Origin of the sequence: Streptomyces sp. NPDC056600 (assembly GCF_042792855.1) — a bacterium.
GTDB lineage: Bacteria > Actinomycetota > Actinomycetes > Streptomycetales > Streptomycetaceae > Streptomyces.
Genome location: NZ_JBHTVQ010000026.1, coordinates 39,988 through 56,839, shown reverse-complemented (window position 1 = coordinate 56,839; position 16,852 = coordinate 39,988). Strand labels below are relative to the sequence as shown.

Here is a 16,852-nt window from a genome sequence, read left to right as displayed (position 1 = left end):
CCCTGGCGCGGCCGTTCCCCTTCCGCGTGTCCGGCGTAACCCGGACGTATGAAAGGAGTTGAGTCGTTCGTGGAAAATACGATCTCCGGCACCGAAGTCACCCCTATCCCCCAGCAGCGCGGTGAGGCAGGCCCGCAGGGCTCCGACGACGCCCGCACACCGGTCTCCTCCGCGCTCGAGGCCGCCGTGCGCTACGCCGAGCAGTGGCAGTGGCAGGTCTTCCCCGGGGTGTCGCTGGAGACGACGGCGGGTGTGGTGCGCTGCTCCTGCGGCGACGCGGCCTGCCCGCTGCCGGGGGCGCACCCGGAGGGGCCGGACTGGGCGAACCAGGCCACGCTCAGCGGGGCGGTCGCCCGGCGGATGTGGAGCCGGCGGCCCGACGCCGCGGTGCTGCTGCCGACGGGGCACGGGTTCGACGTGGTGGACGTCCCGGAGACGGCCGGGTTCCTCGCGCTGGCCCGGCTGGACCGGCTGGGCACGGAGGGCGCGGCGGGCCCGGTGCTGCTGTCGCCGGACCGCCGGATGCGGTTCCTGGTGGGTCCGGGAGCGGTGGCGCGGGTGCCGCGCGCGGTCCGGGCGCTGGGGTGGGCCCCCGAGGCCCTGGACCTCACGGTCACCGGCGCGGGGGGATGGATCCCGGCGCCGCCGACGCGCTACGGGGCGCGGGGTCCGGTCCAGTGGGTCCGGACGCCGGCCGGCCGCCGCCTACCCGACGCGACCGTGCTGGTCCCGGCCCTCGCCTACGCCTGCACCCGCTGACGCTGACGCTCCCCCGGAGCCGGCGGCGGTTCCGCCTCCGGACGGCGACGAACCGGACCTCCGGACGGCGGCGGAACCGCCCGGAGGTCCGGTTCGTCGCTGTGGAGGGGGAGCCGCGCGGCCGTGGGGGCCATAGGGTCGGTTCCGTGCCCGGTACCGGCCCAGCGGAGGGATGAGATGACTGCCGCCGTACGCGTGGAAAGCCTCTGGAAACGTTTCGGCGACCACGTCGCCGTCGGCGGGATCGACCTGGAGCTGCCCGCCGGGCGGTTCGTCGGCCTGGTCGGACCCAACGGCGCCGGCAAGACCACCACCCTCTCGATGATCACCGGTCTGCTCCGGCCCGACCAGGGCAGGGTGGAGGTCGTCGGGCACGACGTGTGGCGCGACCCCGCCGCGGTGAAGGCGCGGATCGGCGTCCTCCCCGAGGGACTGCGGCTCTTCGAGCGGCTCTCGGGGAGCGAGCTCCTCTCCTACGCGGGCCGCCTGCGGGGTCTGCCCGGCGAGGAGACCGACAAGCGGGCGTCCCAGCTGATCGAGGTCCTCGACCTCTCCGCCGCCCGCGACAAGCTGGTCGTCGACTACTCCACCGGCATGCGCAAGAAGATCGGTCTCGCCTCGGCGCTGCTGCACAACCCCGAGGTGCTCTTCCTCGACGAGCCGTTCGAGGGCGTCGACCCGGTCTCCGCGCAGACCATCCGCACGGTGCTGGAGCGGTACACCGCCTCCGGCGCGACGGTGGTGTTCTCCTCCCACGTGATGGAACTGGTGGAGTCCCTCTGCGACTGGGTGGCGGTGCTGGCCGCCGGCCGGATCCGCGCCGCGGGCACGCTGGCGGAGGTGCGCGGGGACGCCGCCTCGCTCCAGCAGGCCTTCCTCGAGCTGGTCGGCGCGGGCGACCGGGCCGCGGGCAGCAGCCTGGACTGGCTGGGCGGCGCGCGATGACGGAGCGGAACCCTTCCCCGGACGCCACGGGCACCCCGGGCGCCGCCCCGGACACCGCGGCAACGCCCGAGGCCCCGGCCACCCGCGACGCCCCGGACACGCCCGAGGTCCCGGCCACTCCGGCCCCGGACGCCCAGGCGGCCTCGGACACCCCGGCCGACCCGGCGGCCCCGGACACCCCCGCGGGCCCGTCCGCGGGCGACGCCCCGGCCACGCCCGACGCCCCGGACACCGCGGCCACCCTGGCGGGCCCGGCCGACCCCGCGACCCCGCACACCCCCGCGGCCCCGGCCGGGGCGGGGGCTTCGGCTGCCGGTGGGCGGGGGGACGCGCTCACCGGGGTGATGGTCCGGCTGAAGCTGTCGATCGTGCGCAACGGTCTGCGGCAGTCCGGCGGCCGGCGCGCGGCGTACATCGCCTCCGCGGTCGTGGTGCTGCTGCTGGCCGCGTTCCTGCTGCTCGGGCTGCTCCTGCTGCGCGGCCACCCGCACGCCGCCTCCGTGGTGGTGCCGCTGACCGCCGTGCTGGCGCTGGGCTGGGCGGTGATGCCGCTCTTCTCCTCCAGCGGCGACGAGACCCTGGACGCGACCCGGCTGGTCCTGCTGCCGCTGCGGCCCCGCCCGCTGGTGCGGGCGCTGCTGGCCGCCTCGCTGGTGGGCATCGGCCCGCTGTTCACGCTCTGCCTGCTGACCGGTTCCGCGATCGCCGTGGCGCGCGGCGTGGCCGGCGCGGCGACCGCGGTGGTCGCGGTGGCGTTGGCGCTGCTGACCTGCGTGGCGCTGGCCCGGGCCGTGGTCACCGCGAACACCCGGCTGCTCTCCAGCCGCCGCGGCCGCGACCTCGCCGTGGTCAGCGGCCTGGTCGTGGCGATCGGGGCGCAGGCCGTCAACTTTGGCGTGCAGCGGCTCGGCGCGTCCGGGCTGGCCCAGCTCGACCCGTTCGCCGAGGTGCTCCGCTGGGTCCCGCCCGCCTCCGCGATCGGCGCCGTCGACGCCGCGAGCGACGGCGCGTGGGGCACGGCCGCCGTCCAACTCGGCCTCACCGCAGTGGCGTTGACGCTTGCGCTGCGCTGGTGGTCGGCGACGCTGACCCGGCTGATGACCGCGCCCGACTCCTCCACCCTGCAGGCCGCCGAACCGGCCGCGGCCCGCGCGGGGCGCCCCCCGGGCGGCCCGGTGGTCGCCCGGCTGCTGCCGCACGGGCGGGTCCGCACCGTGATGGAGCGCAGCCTGCGCTACGCCTGGCGCGACCCCAAGACCCGGGCCGCGCTGGTGGTCTCGCTCGCGGTCGGGCTGATCGTGCCGCTCTTCAACGCGCTGCAGGGCTCGGGGTCGGTGTACTTCGCCTGCTTCGCCGCCGGGATGCTCGGCTCGATGATGTACAACCAGTTCGGCCAGGACTACTCGGGCTTCTGGATGGTCGCGATGACCATCTCCTCCCCCCGGGACGCGCTGCGCGAGCTGTGGGGCCGGGCCCTGGCCCTGGTCTCGTACGCGGTGCCCTACTCGGTGCTGGTGTGCGTGGCGACGGTGGCGGTGCTCGGCGAGTGGGGCAAGCTCCCCGAGGCCCTGGGCCTGTCGCTGGCGCTGCTCGGCGCGATGACGGCGACCGGCGCGTGGGCCTCCGTGCGCCACCCCTACTCCATCCCGCCGGAGGGCAACCGGAACGTGGCCCCCGGCCAGGTCGGGCTGGTGTGGATGGCGATCTTCGGCGGCATGGCGGCCGCGGCGGTCCTCTCCGCGCCGGTGATCGCGCTGACCGTCTGGCTGCACCTGGCGGGCCACGCCGCCGCGTGGAGCTGGCTGCTCCTGCCGGTGGGCACGGCCTACGGCGCCCTGCTGGCCGTGACCGGCCTGCGCCTGGCCGCGCCCCGGGCGGCCGTCCGTCTCCCGGAGATCCTGGCCGCCGTCAGCAAGGGCTGAGCCCGGGAGCCACCGGCAGCCGGAGAGCTCAGGGAGTGAGGACTCCCTGGAGGAAGCGGGTCAGCAGGTCCTGCCAGGCATCGGGCTGGTCGTGGTGGAGGAGGTGGCCGGCGTCCGGGATCTCCGCGTACTCGCCGCGCGGCAGGACGCGGACCATCTCGTGGGCCTCGGCCCGGCCCAGCTGGCCGTCCACGCCGCGCACCACCAGGGCGGGGCACGGCACCTGGGCGAGCTCCTCCCAGTGGGCGTCGAAGGCCCAGCCGCGGCGGGCGAGCCGCATCTGGTCGGGGTCGAAGACGGGGCGCCAGCCGTCCGGCGCGTGGGTCATCACCTCGGCGAAGTAGCCGGCCCGGGCCTCACTGGGCCGCTCCACCCACGGATCACGGGAGAACCACTTCCGGACCTCCCCCAGCGTGGCGAAGGGCGTGGGCCAGGCCGCCAGCCAGTCCTCCCACTCCCGCTGCATCGCCGCCCCGACGGCCGCCGCGCGCATCTCCGCCAGCACCAGCCCGCGCACCAGGTCGGGCCGGGCGACGGCGAGCCGCCAGCCGATCATCGCCCCCATGCCGTGCCCCACCACCACGGCGGGCCCCAGCCCCAGCTGCTCCAGGGCCGCCTCGGCGTCGGCGACGAAGGCCTCGGGCGTCAGCCCGGCCGGCCCCTCCGGATGGTCGCTGAGCCCGTGACCGCGCTGGTCGAGCGCGACGGCGCGGCACCTGCCGGACAGGCCGCGGGCGGTCTGCGCCCAGTGCGAGGCCCGGCCCAGCAGCCCGTGCAGTAACAGGACTCCCGGCCCCTGCGACGGCTCCTCCTCCGGCTCCCCGCGCGGCCCGGGCCCGGACACGGCGCCCGGGGCCGCCACGGGCGCCGCACCCGAGGGAGGACCGTCCGGCCGCCCCTGCGAGCCCGCCTGCCCGGCCGGCTTGGGGGGCTCGGCGAACTCCCAGGCGGCCAGGCGCAGGCCACCCGCTCCGGTCAGGTCGATCCGCCGTGCCATCCGTGCCCCCTCAATGCGCGCCCTGTCGCGCGCCCATCCTGACGCCTGTCTGCCCGGTTGTGCGCTGCTTTGCGCCATCTCCCGCAGGCTATCGAATCTGTATTCGAGTACGCGGGTTCATATCGCCGACACCCCTCGTTCGAGTGACCACGGCCGGGGATTGACCGTCGTCGACGCGGGGAGATCCTGAGCGGGAGGCGGACCACTCGGGGAAAAGCGGTCCGCGGGGACGACCGACCTCGGGAGCTCGGGGCTCCAGGTCGGCACAGGGGAGGGCGGGCCCCGGCACGGCCGACGCCGCACCGGGGCCCTGTTGCGTGGGTCGCCCCTCGGGGCGGGGTCCTCGGGTCATATGCCTCGCCCACCACACTGCCGCACGGTGAGCCACCTTGAAAAGGCGGGCGGCGTGAAAGACGGCGCGCGACACGGGCGTCACGACGTCCGCGCGGGAGCGCACGACGCCCGCGAGCGGCCACGGAGGCGATTTCGGAAGCGGCTGCGGGCGCCCGCCGCGGCGCGCGCCTCGGGGAGTACGGCTAGGGCTTGGCCACGAAGACGTGCGAGGCGACCTCGCCGTCCAGCTCGGCGGCCTCGCCGCCGCTGCCCACCAGCAGACCGGAGGGGGACTCGGTCACGCTGACCACCGAACCGGGCTGCACGCCCGCCCGGCGCAGCGCGTACATCAGCTGCGCGTCCGTCTGGATGGGCTCGCCGATGCGGCGCACGACGACCGTCTTGCCCTCGTGGCCGGGCTCCAGCTCGGCCAGCGACACCATGCCCTCGTCGAGGAACGGGTCCGCCGTGGCCTCCTGCCCGAGCTCCTCGAGGCCGGGGATGGGGTTGCCGTAGGGCGACTCGGTCGGGTGGCGGAGCAGCTCGAGGACACGCCGCTCGACGGCCTCGCTCATCACGTGCTCCCAGCGGCAGGCCTCGGCGTGCACCTGCTCCCACTCCAGGCCGATGACGTCCACCAGCAGGCACTCGGCCAGCCGGTGCTTGCGCATCACCCGCGTCGCCAGCCGGCGGCCCTCCTCGGTCAGCTCCAGGTGACGGTCGCTGGCCACGGAGAGCAGGCCGTCCCGCTCCATCCGCGCCACCGTCTGGCTGACCGTCGGACCGCTCTGGTCGAGCCGTTCCGCGATTCGGGCGCGCATGGGGACCACACCTTCCTCCTCGAGCTCGAGGATGGTGCGGAGATACATCTCCGTGGTGTCGATCAGTCCGGACATACGTGCCCCTCGCAATACATCTGCCGATAAGCCGCGCGCAGCCTCGGCGGTCAGGCCTGCCCGGTTGCTCCGGGCGGCGCGCCGACTCCGCATCCAATTCTTACGCATGCGGCCGACAACCGTGCCCTGCCGGGGGAATCGAAACAGTCCGGTTCGGCTCCCTACTGCCCCTCGGTGAACGGCCGATGCCACCCGTTGACACCGTTGTGGTCCAGACCTCACGGTGATCATCGACACACAGGAGGGAGCCTGCCGGTGAGCGGACACGCGGACGATCTGGTCGGCCGGTACTTCGACGCGGCGGAACGGCTGCTGCGGCGGGTCCGGGTGGAGGAGACGGAGGCGATCGCCGCCGCCGGGGAACTGGTGGCGGACACGGTGGGCTCCGGAGGACGGCTGTTCGCCTTCGGCGCGGGGCACTCGTCGCTGGCCGCGCAGGACGTGGTCTACCGGGCGGGCGGCATGGCGCTGATGAACCTGCTGTCCGTGCCGGGGCTGACCGGCGTCGACGTGCGCCCGGCCACCCTGGGCTCGGCGCTGGAGCGGGTGGAGGGGCTGGCGGCCACGGTGCTCGACGTCTCCCCCCTGCGGGCCGGGGACCTGCTGGTGGTGATCTCCCTGTCCGGGCGCAACGCGCTCCCTGTGGAGATGGCTTCCGAGGCCCGGGCGCGCGGGGCGCGGGTGGTCGGGGTGACCTCGGTGGCCTACGCACGGGAGACCGCGCCCGGCCACCCCTCGGGCACCTTCCTGAAGGACCACTGCGACGTGGTGGTCGACTCCAAGGTCGCGGTGGGCGACGCGGAGCTCACCCTGGACGGTGTCGGCGCGCCGTTCGCCTCCGCCTCCACGGTGGTGACCTCGGCGGTCATGCAGTCCGTGATGGCGGTCGCGGCGGGCACGCTCGCGGAGCGGGGCGTGGAGCCGCCGCTGCTGCGGTCGGGCAACGTGGACGGGGGCCGCGACTGGAACGACGCGGTCTTCGACCGGTACCGGGACCGCATCTTCCACCAGCACTGAGCTCCCCCGGGCACCAGCACCGAGCTCCGCCGGGGCGGGCGCCCCGGCGAAGGTCACCCGGCGGTGTCCTCCAGGGCCGCCTCGAGGTCCAGGGCGGCGGCCACCCGGCCCGCCACCTCCTCGCCGTGCGCGACGTCGTGGCGGCCGAACGGCCCGCGGGCCGGGCCGCGCAGGAAGGTCACCACGCCCAGCGTGCGGCCCCGGCTGCGCAGCGGGACGCACAGGGCGTGCGCGGCGTCCTGCGGCCACTGCCGGGTGAACCCGGCGGCGGCGGACACCCGCACGGTGCCCGCGCGTTCCGCGCACCGCAGCGCCGGGTGCCCGGACGGGTAGGGCACCGGCAGACCCGAGCGGTCGGCGCCGTCGCCGCCGCCCGGGGTGCCGAACGGCGTGGTGGCCGTCCGCACCAGGCGCAGCGGCGTCTCCTCGTCGTCCGGCACCGCGCCGCCGGCCGCCCGGTCCAGCAGGGCGTGGTCGGCGAAGCCGGCGAGCGCGAAGTCCAGGTGGACGGCGGCGGCCTCGGCCGGGCTGTCGCACTCGGCGGCGGCGCGCGAGGCCCGGTGCAGCTGGGCGGCGCGGAAGCGGGTGACCGCGGCATCCTGCTCGGTGGTGCGGGCCTCGGTGACGTCCTGGAACAGCCAGCCCACGCCGAGCGGGGTGGGTTCCTCGGTCAGCGGGGACGCCAGGCGCACGAAGCCGCTGCGCCAGCAGCGGCGCTCCCCCGGCACTGCCCCGGAAGCCGCACCGGGAGCCGCCGCGGCGTCACCGGAAGCGGCGGGCGCGGCGACGGTGACCCACAGGTCGGCGGGGGCGGGGGGCGCGCCCTGGGCGAGGACGTGGGTCAGCGCGGCCTCCACCTCGCGGACGCCCTCGGTGAGCATCTCGCCCAGCGGGCGCCCGAGCAGCGCGGCGCGGCCGCGTCCCAGGGCGCGGGCGGCGTGGGCGTTCACCACGGCGGGGCGCAGGTCCGCGTCGACCAGGACCACGCCCCAGGGGGCGTCGGAGAAGAGGGCCTCGCTCAGGGCGAGGGAGCGTTCCAGGTCGGTCTGCGCGTCGGCGGGGCCGAAGGCGAGGTACACGCCGGCGGGTCTGCCGTCCGGGCCGGGGACGGCGGCGGACTGGGTTCGCACCAGGACGCGGCCGCCGTCCTTGGTGAGCAGCGCGAAGTCGTGGACGCGGCGGCCGGGCGCGTGCATGGCCGCCATCAGGCGGGCCTCGGTGCCGGCGGCGTCGGCGGGGCGGACCGCCCAGCCGGCCAGGCCGCGGCGGCCCACCGCCTCGGCGGCGCTCCAGCCGAGGACGCGTTCCGCCTCGCGGTTCCAGTGGGTCACCACGCCGTCGGCGTCGAAGGCGCAGAGGGCGGCGTCCATGCCGTTCAGCAGGGCGGCGAGGAGTCGGTCGCCGCACTGGTCCTCGCCGGTCGGAGCGGTCACGGTGGTTCTCCCTGTGACTGGGCCGTGGGGCTCCCATTCAACTCCACCGCCCCCTGGCGGAACAGCACTTTCACCGACCCGCTCGGCTCCTCCCGGCCCCGGCGCCGGGGCCGGCCGGCGGGCTCGGGGAGATGGGTGGAAAAAGCCGTTGTTCTCACGGAGGGCCCGGTCGTACGGTGGGGCTACACGGGAAAGGAGGTGATCGGGTACATGAGTGACACCCGGACGCGTGAGGTGGCTGCGGGCTGAACGCCCGTGACCACGACGGGCCTCGGCCCAGCACCAGCAGTCACCCGACCCGCGAGCTCGCCGGCACGTCCGGCCGGCCCCCTTCCGTGGGACCAGAGCTCGCGGGTCGTTCCCTTTCCCGGGACGTGACCCGCGACGGCGGTCAGCCCGCGATGTCCCCGTAGCCGTCGATCGCCTCGACCGGCCGCGACGCCGGACCGACGTACCGCGCGGAGGGCCGCACCAGCCGCCCCGTCCGCTTCTGCTCCAGGATGTGCGCCGACCACCCCGCCGTGCGGGCGCAGGTGAACATCGAGGTGAACATGTGCGCCGGGACCTCGGCGAAGTCGAGGACGATGGCCGCCCAGAACTCCACGTTGGTGGCCAGCACCCGGTCCGGCCGCCGCGCGTGCAGCTCGGCCAGCGCCGCCTTCTCCAGCGCCTCGGCGACCTCGTAGCGCGGCGCGCCCAGCTCGCGGGCGGTGCGCCGCAGCACCCGGGCGCGCGGGTCCTCGGCCCGGTAGACCCGGTGGCCGAAGCCCATCAGCCGCTCGCCCCGGTCCAGCGCGCCGCGTACGTACGCGTCGGCGTCCCCGGTGCGCTCGATCTCCTCGATCATGCCGAGCACCCGTGACGGCGCGCCGCCGTGCAGCGGGCCGGACATCGCACCGACCGCGCCGGAGAGCGCGGCGGCGACGTCCGCGCCGGTGGAGGCGATGACCCGGGCAGTGAAGGTGGAGGCGTTCATGCCGTGCTCGGCGGCCGAGGTCCAGTAGGCGTCGACGGCGGCCACGTGCTTCGGGTCCGGCTCGCCGCGCCAGCGGATCATGAACCGCTCGGCGATGGAGTTCGCCTTGTCGATCTCCTTCTGCGGCACCATCGGCACGCCCTGCCCACGCGCCGACTGGGCGACGTAGGACAGCGCCATCACGGCCGCGCGGGCGAGGTCGTCACGGGCCTGCTCGACGGAGATGTCCAGCAGCGGCCCGAGCCCCCAGGCGGGCGCGAGCATCGCGAGCGCCGCCTGCACGTCCACCCGGACGTCGCCGGAGTGGACCGGGATGGGGAACGGCTCGGCGGGCGGCAGGCCGGGGTTGAACGATCCGTCGACCAGCAGGCCCCAGACGTGGCCGAACCCGACCGTGCCCACCAGGTCCTCGATGTCGACGCCCCGGTAGCGGAGCGCGCCGCCCTCCTTGTCCGGTTCGGCGATCTCCGTCTCGAATGCGACGACTCCCTCGAGCCCGGGAACGAAGTCGGACATGTGCGGCTCCTCGACAGTTGTGGGTCTGCCCCGTGCATCGGATCGTATCCACGAGTGCCACTTTTGGGGAGAGGCGCGGCACTCAGTGCCACCTTCGGCCAAGCGACGCGGTCCGGAAGGCACCACCGGTCCGCGACCCGAACGTGTCTGCGCATACGGCAAGATGATCGCGTGACCGACCGAGAAGCCGCCCTCGACCCGTCCGACGACACCGTTCCCGCCCTCGTGCCCGACCCGGCCGCGATACGCCGGCACTACGAGGCGGAGGGCCTGGGCAGGTCCCAGCTGGCCGGAACGCCCGTGGAGCAGTTCGGCCGCTGGTTCCGCGAGGCCACCGACAACCCCGCGGTGTTCGAGCCGAACGCGATGGTGGTCTCCACGGCCGACGCCCAGGGCCGCCCCAGCGCGCGGACGGTGCTGCTCAAGCACTACGACGAGCAGGGATTCGTCTTCTACACCAACTACGGCTCCCGCAAGGGCCGCGAGCTCACCGAGAACCCGCACGTCTCGCTGCTGTTCCCCTGGTACCCGCTGGCCCGGCAGGTGATCGTCACCGGCACGGCCGCCCGCACCGGGAGGGACGAGACCGCCGCCTACTTCCGCACCCGGCCGCACGGCTCCCAGCTGGGCGCCTGGGCCAGCGAGCAGTCCACGGTGATCTCCTCGCGCGAGGAGCTGGACCGCGCCTTCACCGAGCTGGACGCCCGCTACCCGGCCGACGAGCAGGTGCCGGTCCCGCCGCACTGGGGCGGCTTCCGGGTCGTGCCGCGGAGCGTGGAGTTCTGGCAGGGCCGCAGCAACCGGCTGCACGACCGGCTCCGGTACGTCGCGCTGCCGGGCGGCGGCTGGCGGACCGAGCGCCTGAGCCCTTGAGCCCCTGAGCCCCTGAGCCCCTGCGCGGAGCGCCTCGCCCGAGTCCCGCGCCTCAGCCCCCGTGCGGCGGGCCTCAGCCCCCGTGCGGCGGTCCCAGCTCCTCGTCGAGCAGCGCCGCCCACTGGGCGACCACCCGCTCGCGGCGGGCCGTGTCGTCGCTGAGCAGGTTGGCCAGACCGAGGCCGCGCGCCATGTCGAGGAGACCCTGCACGGTCTCCCGCACGCCCGGCCGGGACTCGTCGGCGGCCAGCAGCTCCACCGCCGTGCGGTGGGTCTCCCGGCCGACCCGGGCCTCCAGCTCGGTGACGCGGCCGCGCAGCTGCTCCTCGTTGGAGGCGGCCACCCACAGGGCGAGAGCGGCCCGGAAGACCGGACCGGTGAAGAGGGCGACGATCTCCGCGACCACGGCCCCGCGGTCCCCCGCCGCGCCCTGCGGGAACAACTCCCGCAGGGCGGTGGAGCGTTCCTCGGCCACGTGCTCGACGGCCGCGGTGAACAGGTCCTCGCGGGTGGGGAAGTGGTGCTGCGCGGCGCCCCGGGAAACGCCGGCCCGTTCGGCGACCACGGCGACCGTGGAGCCCGCCCAGCCGTGCTCGGCCAGGCAGGCGACGGCGGCCTCCAGCAGCCGCTGCCGGGTGGCCCGGCTGCGGTCCTGCTTGGGGGCGCGCGCCGCGGTGGACGTCGCCTGGTTCACTTCACCCACGCCGGATCCCGTCGTTCGAGGAAGGCGGTCATCCCCTCTCGCGCCTCGTCGGAGGAGAACAACCGGGCCGAGAGCGCGGAGAGGGTCTCCGCGTCCCGGTCGAAGTTCTCCAGCACCTTAGCCGTGACCAGCGGTTTGGTCGCCGCGAGGGCCTGCGGGGAGGCCCTCCGCAGGCCGTCGAGGACCGGCTCGAGCACGGCGTCGACGTCCTCCCCCGCGGCGGTGACCAGCCCGATCCGCGCGGCCTCGGCGGCGTCGAACCGCTCCCCGGTGAGGTAGTACCGGGACAGCGCGCGCGGCTCCACGCGGGGCAGCAGGGTCAGCGAGATGACCGCCGGGGCGACCCCGATCCGCACCTCGGTGAGGGCGAACGTGGACCGCCCGGTCGAGGCGGCGACGACGTCGCACGCCCCCAGCAGCCCGAACCCCCCCGCCCGCACGTGCCCGTCGACACGCCCGACCACCGGCTTGGGCAGCTCCAGCATCCGCCGGAGCAGCCCGGTCAGCGCCTCGGGCGGCGGAGGGTCGCGCAGGTCCGCGCCGGCGCAGAAGGTGGAGCCGGTGTGCGTGAGCACCACCGCCCGTACCTCGTCGTCCTTCGCGCAGTCCTCGAGCAGCCCGGCCAGCCTCCCGACCAAGGCGGCGGACAGGGCGTTGCGGTTGGCCGGCGAGTCGAGGACGAGCGTGGCGACGCCCCGTTCGTCCGACCGCCGCACCAGGTCCGGGGGTGTGTCCGTCATGCGCGTCCTTTCGTGCTCATGCTCGTTCCCTCAGTTCGCGCCGCAGGATCTTGCCGCTGACCGCGCGCGGCACGGCGTCGACGAAGGTGACCCGCCGCACCCGCTTGTACGGGGCGACGCGTTCGGCCACGTGGGCCGTCACCTCCGCCTCGGTCAGCGCCCCGGCCCCGGCCTGGCGGACCACGAAGGCGGCCGGGACCTCGTTGGCGTCGTCGTCGTACACGCCGATCACCGCCGCGTCGGCGATGCCGGGGTGGGTGAGCAGCAGGGCCTCCAGCTCGGCCGGGGCGACCTGGTAGCCCTTGTACTTGATCAGTTCCTTGACCCGGTCGACGACGAAGAGCCAGCCGGCCTCGTCGACCCGGCCGACGTCGCCGGTGTGCAGCCAGCCGTCGGCGTCGATCATCGCGGCGGTGGCGTCGGGCCGGCCGAGGTAGCCCTTCATCACCTGGGGGCCGCGGATGAGGATCTCGCCCGTCTCCCCGGCGGCGAGGTCCTTGCCGGGGTCGTCCAGCGAGACGATCCGCATCTCGGTGCCCGCGATGAGCTTGCCGACGGTTCCGGGCGGGGCGTCCTGGGAGAAGGGCGGCACCACGTGGGTGCCGGGCGACAGTTCCGTCATGCCGTACGCCTGGCCGACCGACGACACCCCGAGCCGGGCCCGGCAGGCCTCCGCCAGCTCCGCGTCCAGCGGGGCGGCGGCGCTGATGACGTAGCGCACCGAGGACAGGTCGTAGCCGTCCACCGCCGGGTGCTTGGCGAGGGCCAGCACGATCGGCGGGGCGACGTACAGCGCGGTGATGCGGTGCTTCTCGATCGCCGAGAGGAAGCCCTCCAGCTCGAAGCGGGGCAGCACCACCACGGTGCCGCCCTGCTTGAGCGGGGCGTTCATCAGGGCGGTCAGACCGTAGATGTGGAAGAAGGGCAGGACGGCGAGGATCCGCTCGCCCTCCCCGGTGGGAACCGCCGGCTCCAGCTGCGCCAGGTTGGTGGCGATCGACCGGTGGGTGAGCATCACGCCCTTGGGCGTCCCGGTGGTGCCCGAGGAGTACGGCAGGGCGGCGACGTCCCGCACCGGGTCGATCTCCACCCGCGGTTCGGGGGCGGTGGTGCCGAGGAAGTCCATCAGCGAGCGGTGCCCGGCAGCGGTGTCGCAGACGAAGATCTCCGCGATGCCGCCCGCGAGTTCGGCGGCCGCCCGCGCGGTCTCCAGCAGCGGGGAGACGGTGACGATCCAGCGGGCCGCGGAGTCGGTGAGCTGCTTGGCGAACTCCTCGGCGGTGGCCAGCGGGTGCACGGTGGTGACGGCGGCGCCGGCCCGGGTCGCCGCGTAGAAGGCGATCGGGAAGGCGACCGTGTTGGGGCTGTGCAGGGCGAGCACGTCGCCCTTGACGACGCCCGCCTCCGCCAGGCCGGCCGCCACCTTGCGGTGGAAGGCGTCGACCTGGGCGTAGGTGAGGGTCATGCCGTTCACCCCGTCGATCAGGGCGGGGGTGTCGCCGCGTTCGGCGGCCCGGCCGAGCACCGCGTCGTGGATGGGCTCCTCGACGGCGGGGACATCTGCGTACTCGCTGCGGAACATGAAGGCTCCTTGTCGCACGACGCTGTGCTCGCCTCCCCTTGAGGCGTGGCCGCCAAATATGGCCATGTCAGTAGGACTTGGGAAGACCCAGCGTCTGGTGCGAGACGAAGTTGAGGATCATCTCCCGGCTGACCGGGGCGATCCGGGCCACCCGCGAGGCGTTGACCAGCGAGGCGAGGCCGAACTCCTTGGTGAGGCCGTTGCCGCCGAGGGTGTGGACGGCGGTGTCCACCGCCTTCACGCAGGCCTCTCCCGCCGCGTACTTGGCCATGTTCGCCGCCTCGCCCGCGGCGAGGTCGTCGCCGGCGTCGCAGAGGTGGGCGGCCTTCTGCATCATCAGCTTCGCCGTCTCGACCTCGATGTGGGCGACCGCCAGCGGGTGCTGGATGGCCTGGTGGGCGCCGATGGGCGTCTTCCAGACCTGCCGCTCCTTGGCGTATCCGATCGCGGTGGCGAGCGCGTAGCGGGCCATGCCGACGGCGAAGGCGGCGGTCATCACCCGCTCCGGGTTGAGCCCGGCGAACAGCTGGAGCAGGCCGGCGTCCTCGTCGCCGACCAGCGCGTCGGCGGGCAGCCGCACGTCGTCCAGGACCAGCTCGAACTGCTTCTCCGCGGCAGCCAGGTCCATGTCGAGCATGGTGCGCTGGAAGCCGGGGGTGTCGCGCGGGACGATGAACAGGGCGGGCTTGAGCTTGCCGGTGCGGGCGTCCTCGGTACGGCCCACGATCAGCGTGGCGTCGGAGATGTCCACGCCGGAGATGAAGACCTTCCGCCCGTTGAGCACCCACTCCTCGCCGTCGCGGCGGGCGGTGGTCGTGATGCGGTGGCTGTTGGAGCCGGCGTCGGGCTCGGTGATGCCGAAGGACATGATCCGGCTGCCGTCGGCGAGGCCGGGCAGCCACTCGCGCTTCTGCTCCTCGGTGCCGAAGCGGGCGATGATGGTGCCGCAGATCGCCGGGGAGACCACCAGCAGGAGCAGCGGGCAGCCCGCCGCGCCGAGCTCCTCCAGGACCAGGGACAGCTCGTAGATGCCGCCGCCCCCGCCGCCGTACTCCTCGGGCAGGCTGACGCCGAGGTAGCCGAGCTTGCCCGCCTCGTTCCACAGCTCCTCGGGGCCCTTGCCCTCCTCCAGGGCTTTGGTGACGTACGCGCGGCCGTAGCGGCGGCCCAGCGCGGCGACGGCCTCCCGCAGCGCCTTGTGTTCCTCGGTCTCGATGACGACGCTCACTGGCTCTCCTCGTGGTCGGCGGAACCTTCGGCTTCTGGTGGCGCTTGCTGGACGACGGCGAGCAGCGCGCCGACCTCGACCTGGCGGCCGGGTGCGGCGTGCAGCGCCGTGAGGGTGCCGGAGACGGGGGCGGTGACGCGGTGCTCCATCTTCATCGCCTCCAGCCACAGCAGCGGCTGCCCCTCGGTGACGGCGTCGCCGACGGTCAGGCCGTCGGCGACGCGGACGACGGTGCCGGGCATCGGGGCGAGCAGCGAGCCCGGCTCCCGGCGGGACTCGGGCTCGGGGAAGCGGGGCAGCTCGGTGAGGGCCGTGCCGTTCACGAAGACCCGTCCGTCCGCGTACCGGGCGACCTCGTACCTGCGCCGCACGCCGTCCACCTCGAGGACGACCAGGCGGGCGTCGGCGTGCACCACGACCGCCCCGTCGGCCTCCGGGCCCCGGCGGGTCCAGCGGTAGGCGGCCTCGTGCTCCTTCTCCCCCACCTGGTAGCGGCGGACCTGCGGCTGCGAGGGAACGTTCCGCCAGCCCCCGCCGAAGCGGGCGCCCGCGCCGGACACGGCCGCGGCCGAGGCCAGCGCGGCGGCCAGCGGCGCGTGCGGGTCGACGGCCTCGCGGGTGAGCTCGGCCAGGTGCCGGTCGTAGAAGCCGGTGTCCATCCGCCCTGTGGTGAACTCCTCATGCCGCAGCGAGCGCACCAGCAGGTCCCGGTTGGTGACCGGCCCGTGCACGGCGGCCCGCTCCAGCGCCCCGGCCAGCTTGCGGAGCGCCTCGGCACGGGTGGGCGCGTGGGCGACCACCTTGGCGAGCATCGGGTCGTAGTGGACGTCGACCGTGTCGCCGTCGGCGAAGCCGGTGTCCACCCGCACGCCGGCCGCCCGGGCGGCCTCGTCCAGCCCGATCCGGTGCAGCACCCCGGTCTGCGGGGCCCAGCCGCGCGCCGGGTCCTCGGCGTACAGGCGGGCCTCCACGGCGTGCCCGCGCGGGGCGGGCGGCTCGGCCTCCAGCGCGCCGCCCTCGGCGATCCGCAGCTGGAGGGCGATCAGGTCGAGGCCGAACACCTCCTCGGTGACGGGGTGTTCGACCTGGAGCCGGGTGTTCATCTCCAGGAAGTGCGCCCGGCCGTCGGCGACCAGGAACTCCACCGTGCCCGCCCCCACGTAGTCGACGGCCCGCGCCGCCCGGACGGCCAGCTCGTGGAGCTCGTCGACCAGCCCGGGCGGGAGCCCGGGGGCCGGGGCCTCCTCGACCACCTTCTGGTGGCGGCGCTGCAGCGAGCAGTCCCGCGTTCCCAGCGCCCACACCGTGCCGTGGGTGTCGGCCAGCACCTGCACCTCGACGTGGCGGCCGCCCTCCACGTACGGCTCGACGAACACCTCGTCGTCGCCGAACGCGCTCAGCGCCTCGGCCCGCGCGGCGGTCAGCTCGGCCTCCAGGTCGGCCAGCCGGCGCACGATCCGCATGCCGCGGCCGCCGCCCCCTGCCGCCGCCTTCACCAGCACCGGCAGGTCCGCCTCGCCGACCTCGGCGAGCGGGGCCAGACCCATCAGCTCCTTGGCGCGCGTCTTGGACGCCATCGCCTCGACGGCCTGTGGCGACGGCCCGATCCACACCAGCCCGGCGTCGGTCACCTGGCGGGCGAAGTCCGGGTTCTCGGACAGGAAGCCGTACCCCGGGTGCACCGCGTCCGCCCCCGCCGCCAGGGCGGCCTTCACGATCAGGTCGCCGCGCAGATAGGTGTCCGCGGGCGACGATCCCGGCAGCCGGACCGCCTCGTCGGCGGTGCGGGTGTGCAGCGCCCCGGCGTCGGCGTCGGAGTGCACGGCGACGGTGCGCACGCCCAGCTCGGCGCAGGTCCGGAAGACCCGGCAGGCGATCTCGCCCCGGTTGGCGACAAGTACCTTGGATATCGCGGAGTTCACGGAGATCACA

At 74.9% G+C, this 16,852-nt stretch carries 14 protein-coding genes; 5 read left to right on the top strand and 9 right to left on the bottom strand.

What is annotated here, in order from left to right; all coding sequences use genetic code 11:
• Window positions 1-69 precede the first annotated feature (69 nt).
• From ACFRAV_RS15650 to ACFRAV_RS15640, 3 genes are all read left to right on the top strand, one after another.
• Window positions 70-759: a bifunctional DNA primase/polymerase gene (locus tag ACFRAV_RS15650; RefSeq protein ID WP_382555593.1), complete on the top strand. Its 690-nt coding sequence runs from the start codon at window positions 70-72 to the stop codon at window positions 757-759.
• Between the two features lie 177 nt (window positions 760-936).
• Window positions 937-1,704, top strand: a complete 768-nt coding sequence (locus ACFRAV_RS15645) for an ABC transporter ATP-binding protein (protein ID WP_382555590.1) — start codon at window positions 937-939, stop codon at window positions 1,702-1,704.
• Window positions 1,705-2,048: 344 nt separating this feature from the next.
• Window positions 2,049-3,626, top strand: coding sequence for a transporter (locus ACFRAV_RS15640; protein ID WP_382555648.1), 1,578 nt, complete (start codon window positions 2,049-2,051; stop codon window positions 3,624-3,626).
• A gap of 28 nt (window positions 3,627-3,654) precedes the next feature.
• Here ACFRAV_RS15640 and ACFRAV_RS15635 read toward each other — a convergent pair whose 3' ends face one another.
• Both ACFRAV_RS15635 and ACFRAV_RS15630 read right to left on the bottom strand, forming a co-directional pair.
• Complete coding sequence (locus ACFRAV_RS15635; protein ID WP_382555588.1) at window positions 3,655-4,623, bottom strand: alpha/beta fold hydrolase; 969 nt, start codon at window positions 4,621-4,623, stop codon at window positions 3,655-3,657.
• A 536-nt stretch (window positions 4,624-5,159) separates the two neighbouring features.
• A complete protein-coding gene (locus tag ACFRAV_RS15630) occupies window positions 5,160-5,852 on the bottom strand; it encodes a metal-dependent transcriptional regulator (protein WP_382555585.1) in 693 nt (230 codons plus the stop codon).
• 255 nt (window positions 5,853-6,107) lie between these two features.
• On the opposite strand from ACFRAV_RS15630, the gene ACFRAV_RS15625 reads away from it, so the two are divergent.
• Window positions 6,108-6,869, top strand: a complete 762-nt coding sequence (locus ACFRAV_RS15625; protein WP_382555584.1) for an SIS domain-containing protein — start codon at window positions 6,108-6,110, stop codon at window positions 6,867-6,869.
• A 53-nt stretch (window positions 6,870-6,922) separates the two neighbouring features.
• Here the strand turns inward: ACFRAV_RS15625 and ACFRAV_RS15620 are convergent, their stop codons facing one another.
• Complete coding sequence (locus ACFRAV_RS15620) at window positions 6,923-8,302, bottom strand: PAS domain-containing protein (protein WP_382555581.1); 1,380 nt, start codon at window positions 8,300-8,302, stop codon at window positions 6,923-6,925.
• A 391-nt stretch (window positions 8,303-8,693) separates the two neighbouring features.
• The gene (locus ACFRAV_RS15615) at window positions 8,694-9,794 is read right to left on the bottom strand and encodes a citrate synthase 2 (protein WP_382555579.1); all 1,101 of its coding nucleotides are present in this window, start codon (window positions 9,792-9,794) and stop codon (window positions 8,694-8,696) included.
• Between the two features lie 171 nt (window positions 9,795-9,965).
• Here ACFRAV_RS15615 and pdxH point away from each other — a divergent pair, with 171 nt between their 5' ends.
• The gene (pdxH, locus tag ACFRAV_RS15610; protein WP_382555577.1) at window positions 9,966-10,667 is read left to right on the top strand and encodes a pyridoxamine 5'-phosphate oxidase; all 702 of its coding nucleotides are present in this window, start codon (window positions 9,966-9,968) and stop codon (window positions 10,665-10,667) included.
• Window positions 10,668-10,740: 73 nt separating this feature from the next.
• Here the strand turns inward: pdxH and ACFRAV_RS15605 are convergent, their stop codons facing one another.
• From ACFRAV_RS15605 to ACFRAV_RS15585, 5 genes are all read right to left on the bottom strand, one after another.
• Window positions 10,741-11,370, bottom strand: coding sequence for a TetR/AcrR family transcriptional regulator (locus ACFRAV_RS15605; protein ID WP_382555576.1), 630 nt, complete (start codon window positions 11,368-11,370; stop codon window positions 10,741-10,743).
• The gene (locus ACFRAV_RS15600) at window positions 11,358-12,110 is read right to left on the bottom strand and encodes an enoyl-CoA hydratase family protein (RefSeq protein WP_382555574.1); all 753 of its coding nucleotides are present in this window, start codon (window positions 12,108-12,110) and stop codon (window positions 11,358-11,360) included. Before ACFRAV_RS15600 ends, ACFRAV_RS15605 begins: the two co-directional genes overlap by 13 nt.
• A 16-nt stretch (window positions 12,111-12,126) precedes the next feature.
• Complete coding sequence (locus ACFRAV_RS15595; RefSeq protein ID WP_382555573.1) at window positions 12,127-13,692, bottom strand: 4-coumarate--CoA ligase family protein; 1,566 nt, start codon at window positions 13,690-13,692, stop codon at window positions 12,127-12,129.
• Window positions 13,693-13,759: 67 nt separating this feature from the next.
• Entirely contained in the window at window positions 13,760-14,920 is a 1,161-nt protein-coding gene (locus tag ACFRAV_RS15590; protein ID WP_382555572.1) for an acyl-CoA dehydrogenase family protein, read from the bottom strand.
• Complete coding sequence (locus ACFRAV_RS15585; RefSeq protein WP_382555570.1) at window positions 14,917-16,851, bottom strand: acetyl/propionyl/methylcrotonyl-CoA carboxylase subunit alpha; 1,935 nt, start codon at window positions 16,849-16,851, stop codon at window positions 14,917-14,919. The genes ACFRAV_RS15590 and ACFRAV_RS15585 overlap by 4 nt, the downstream gene beginning before the upstream one ends.
• Window position 16,852: the final 1 nt, after the last annotated feature.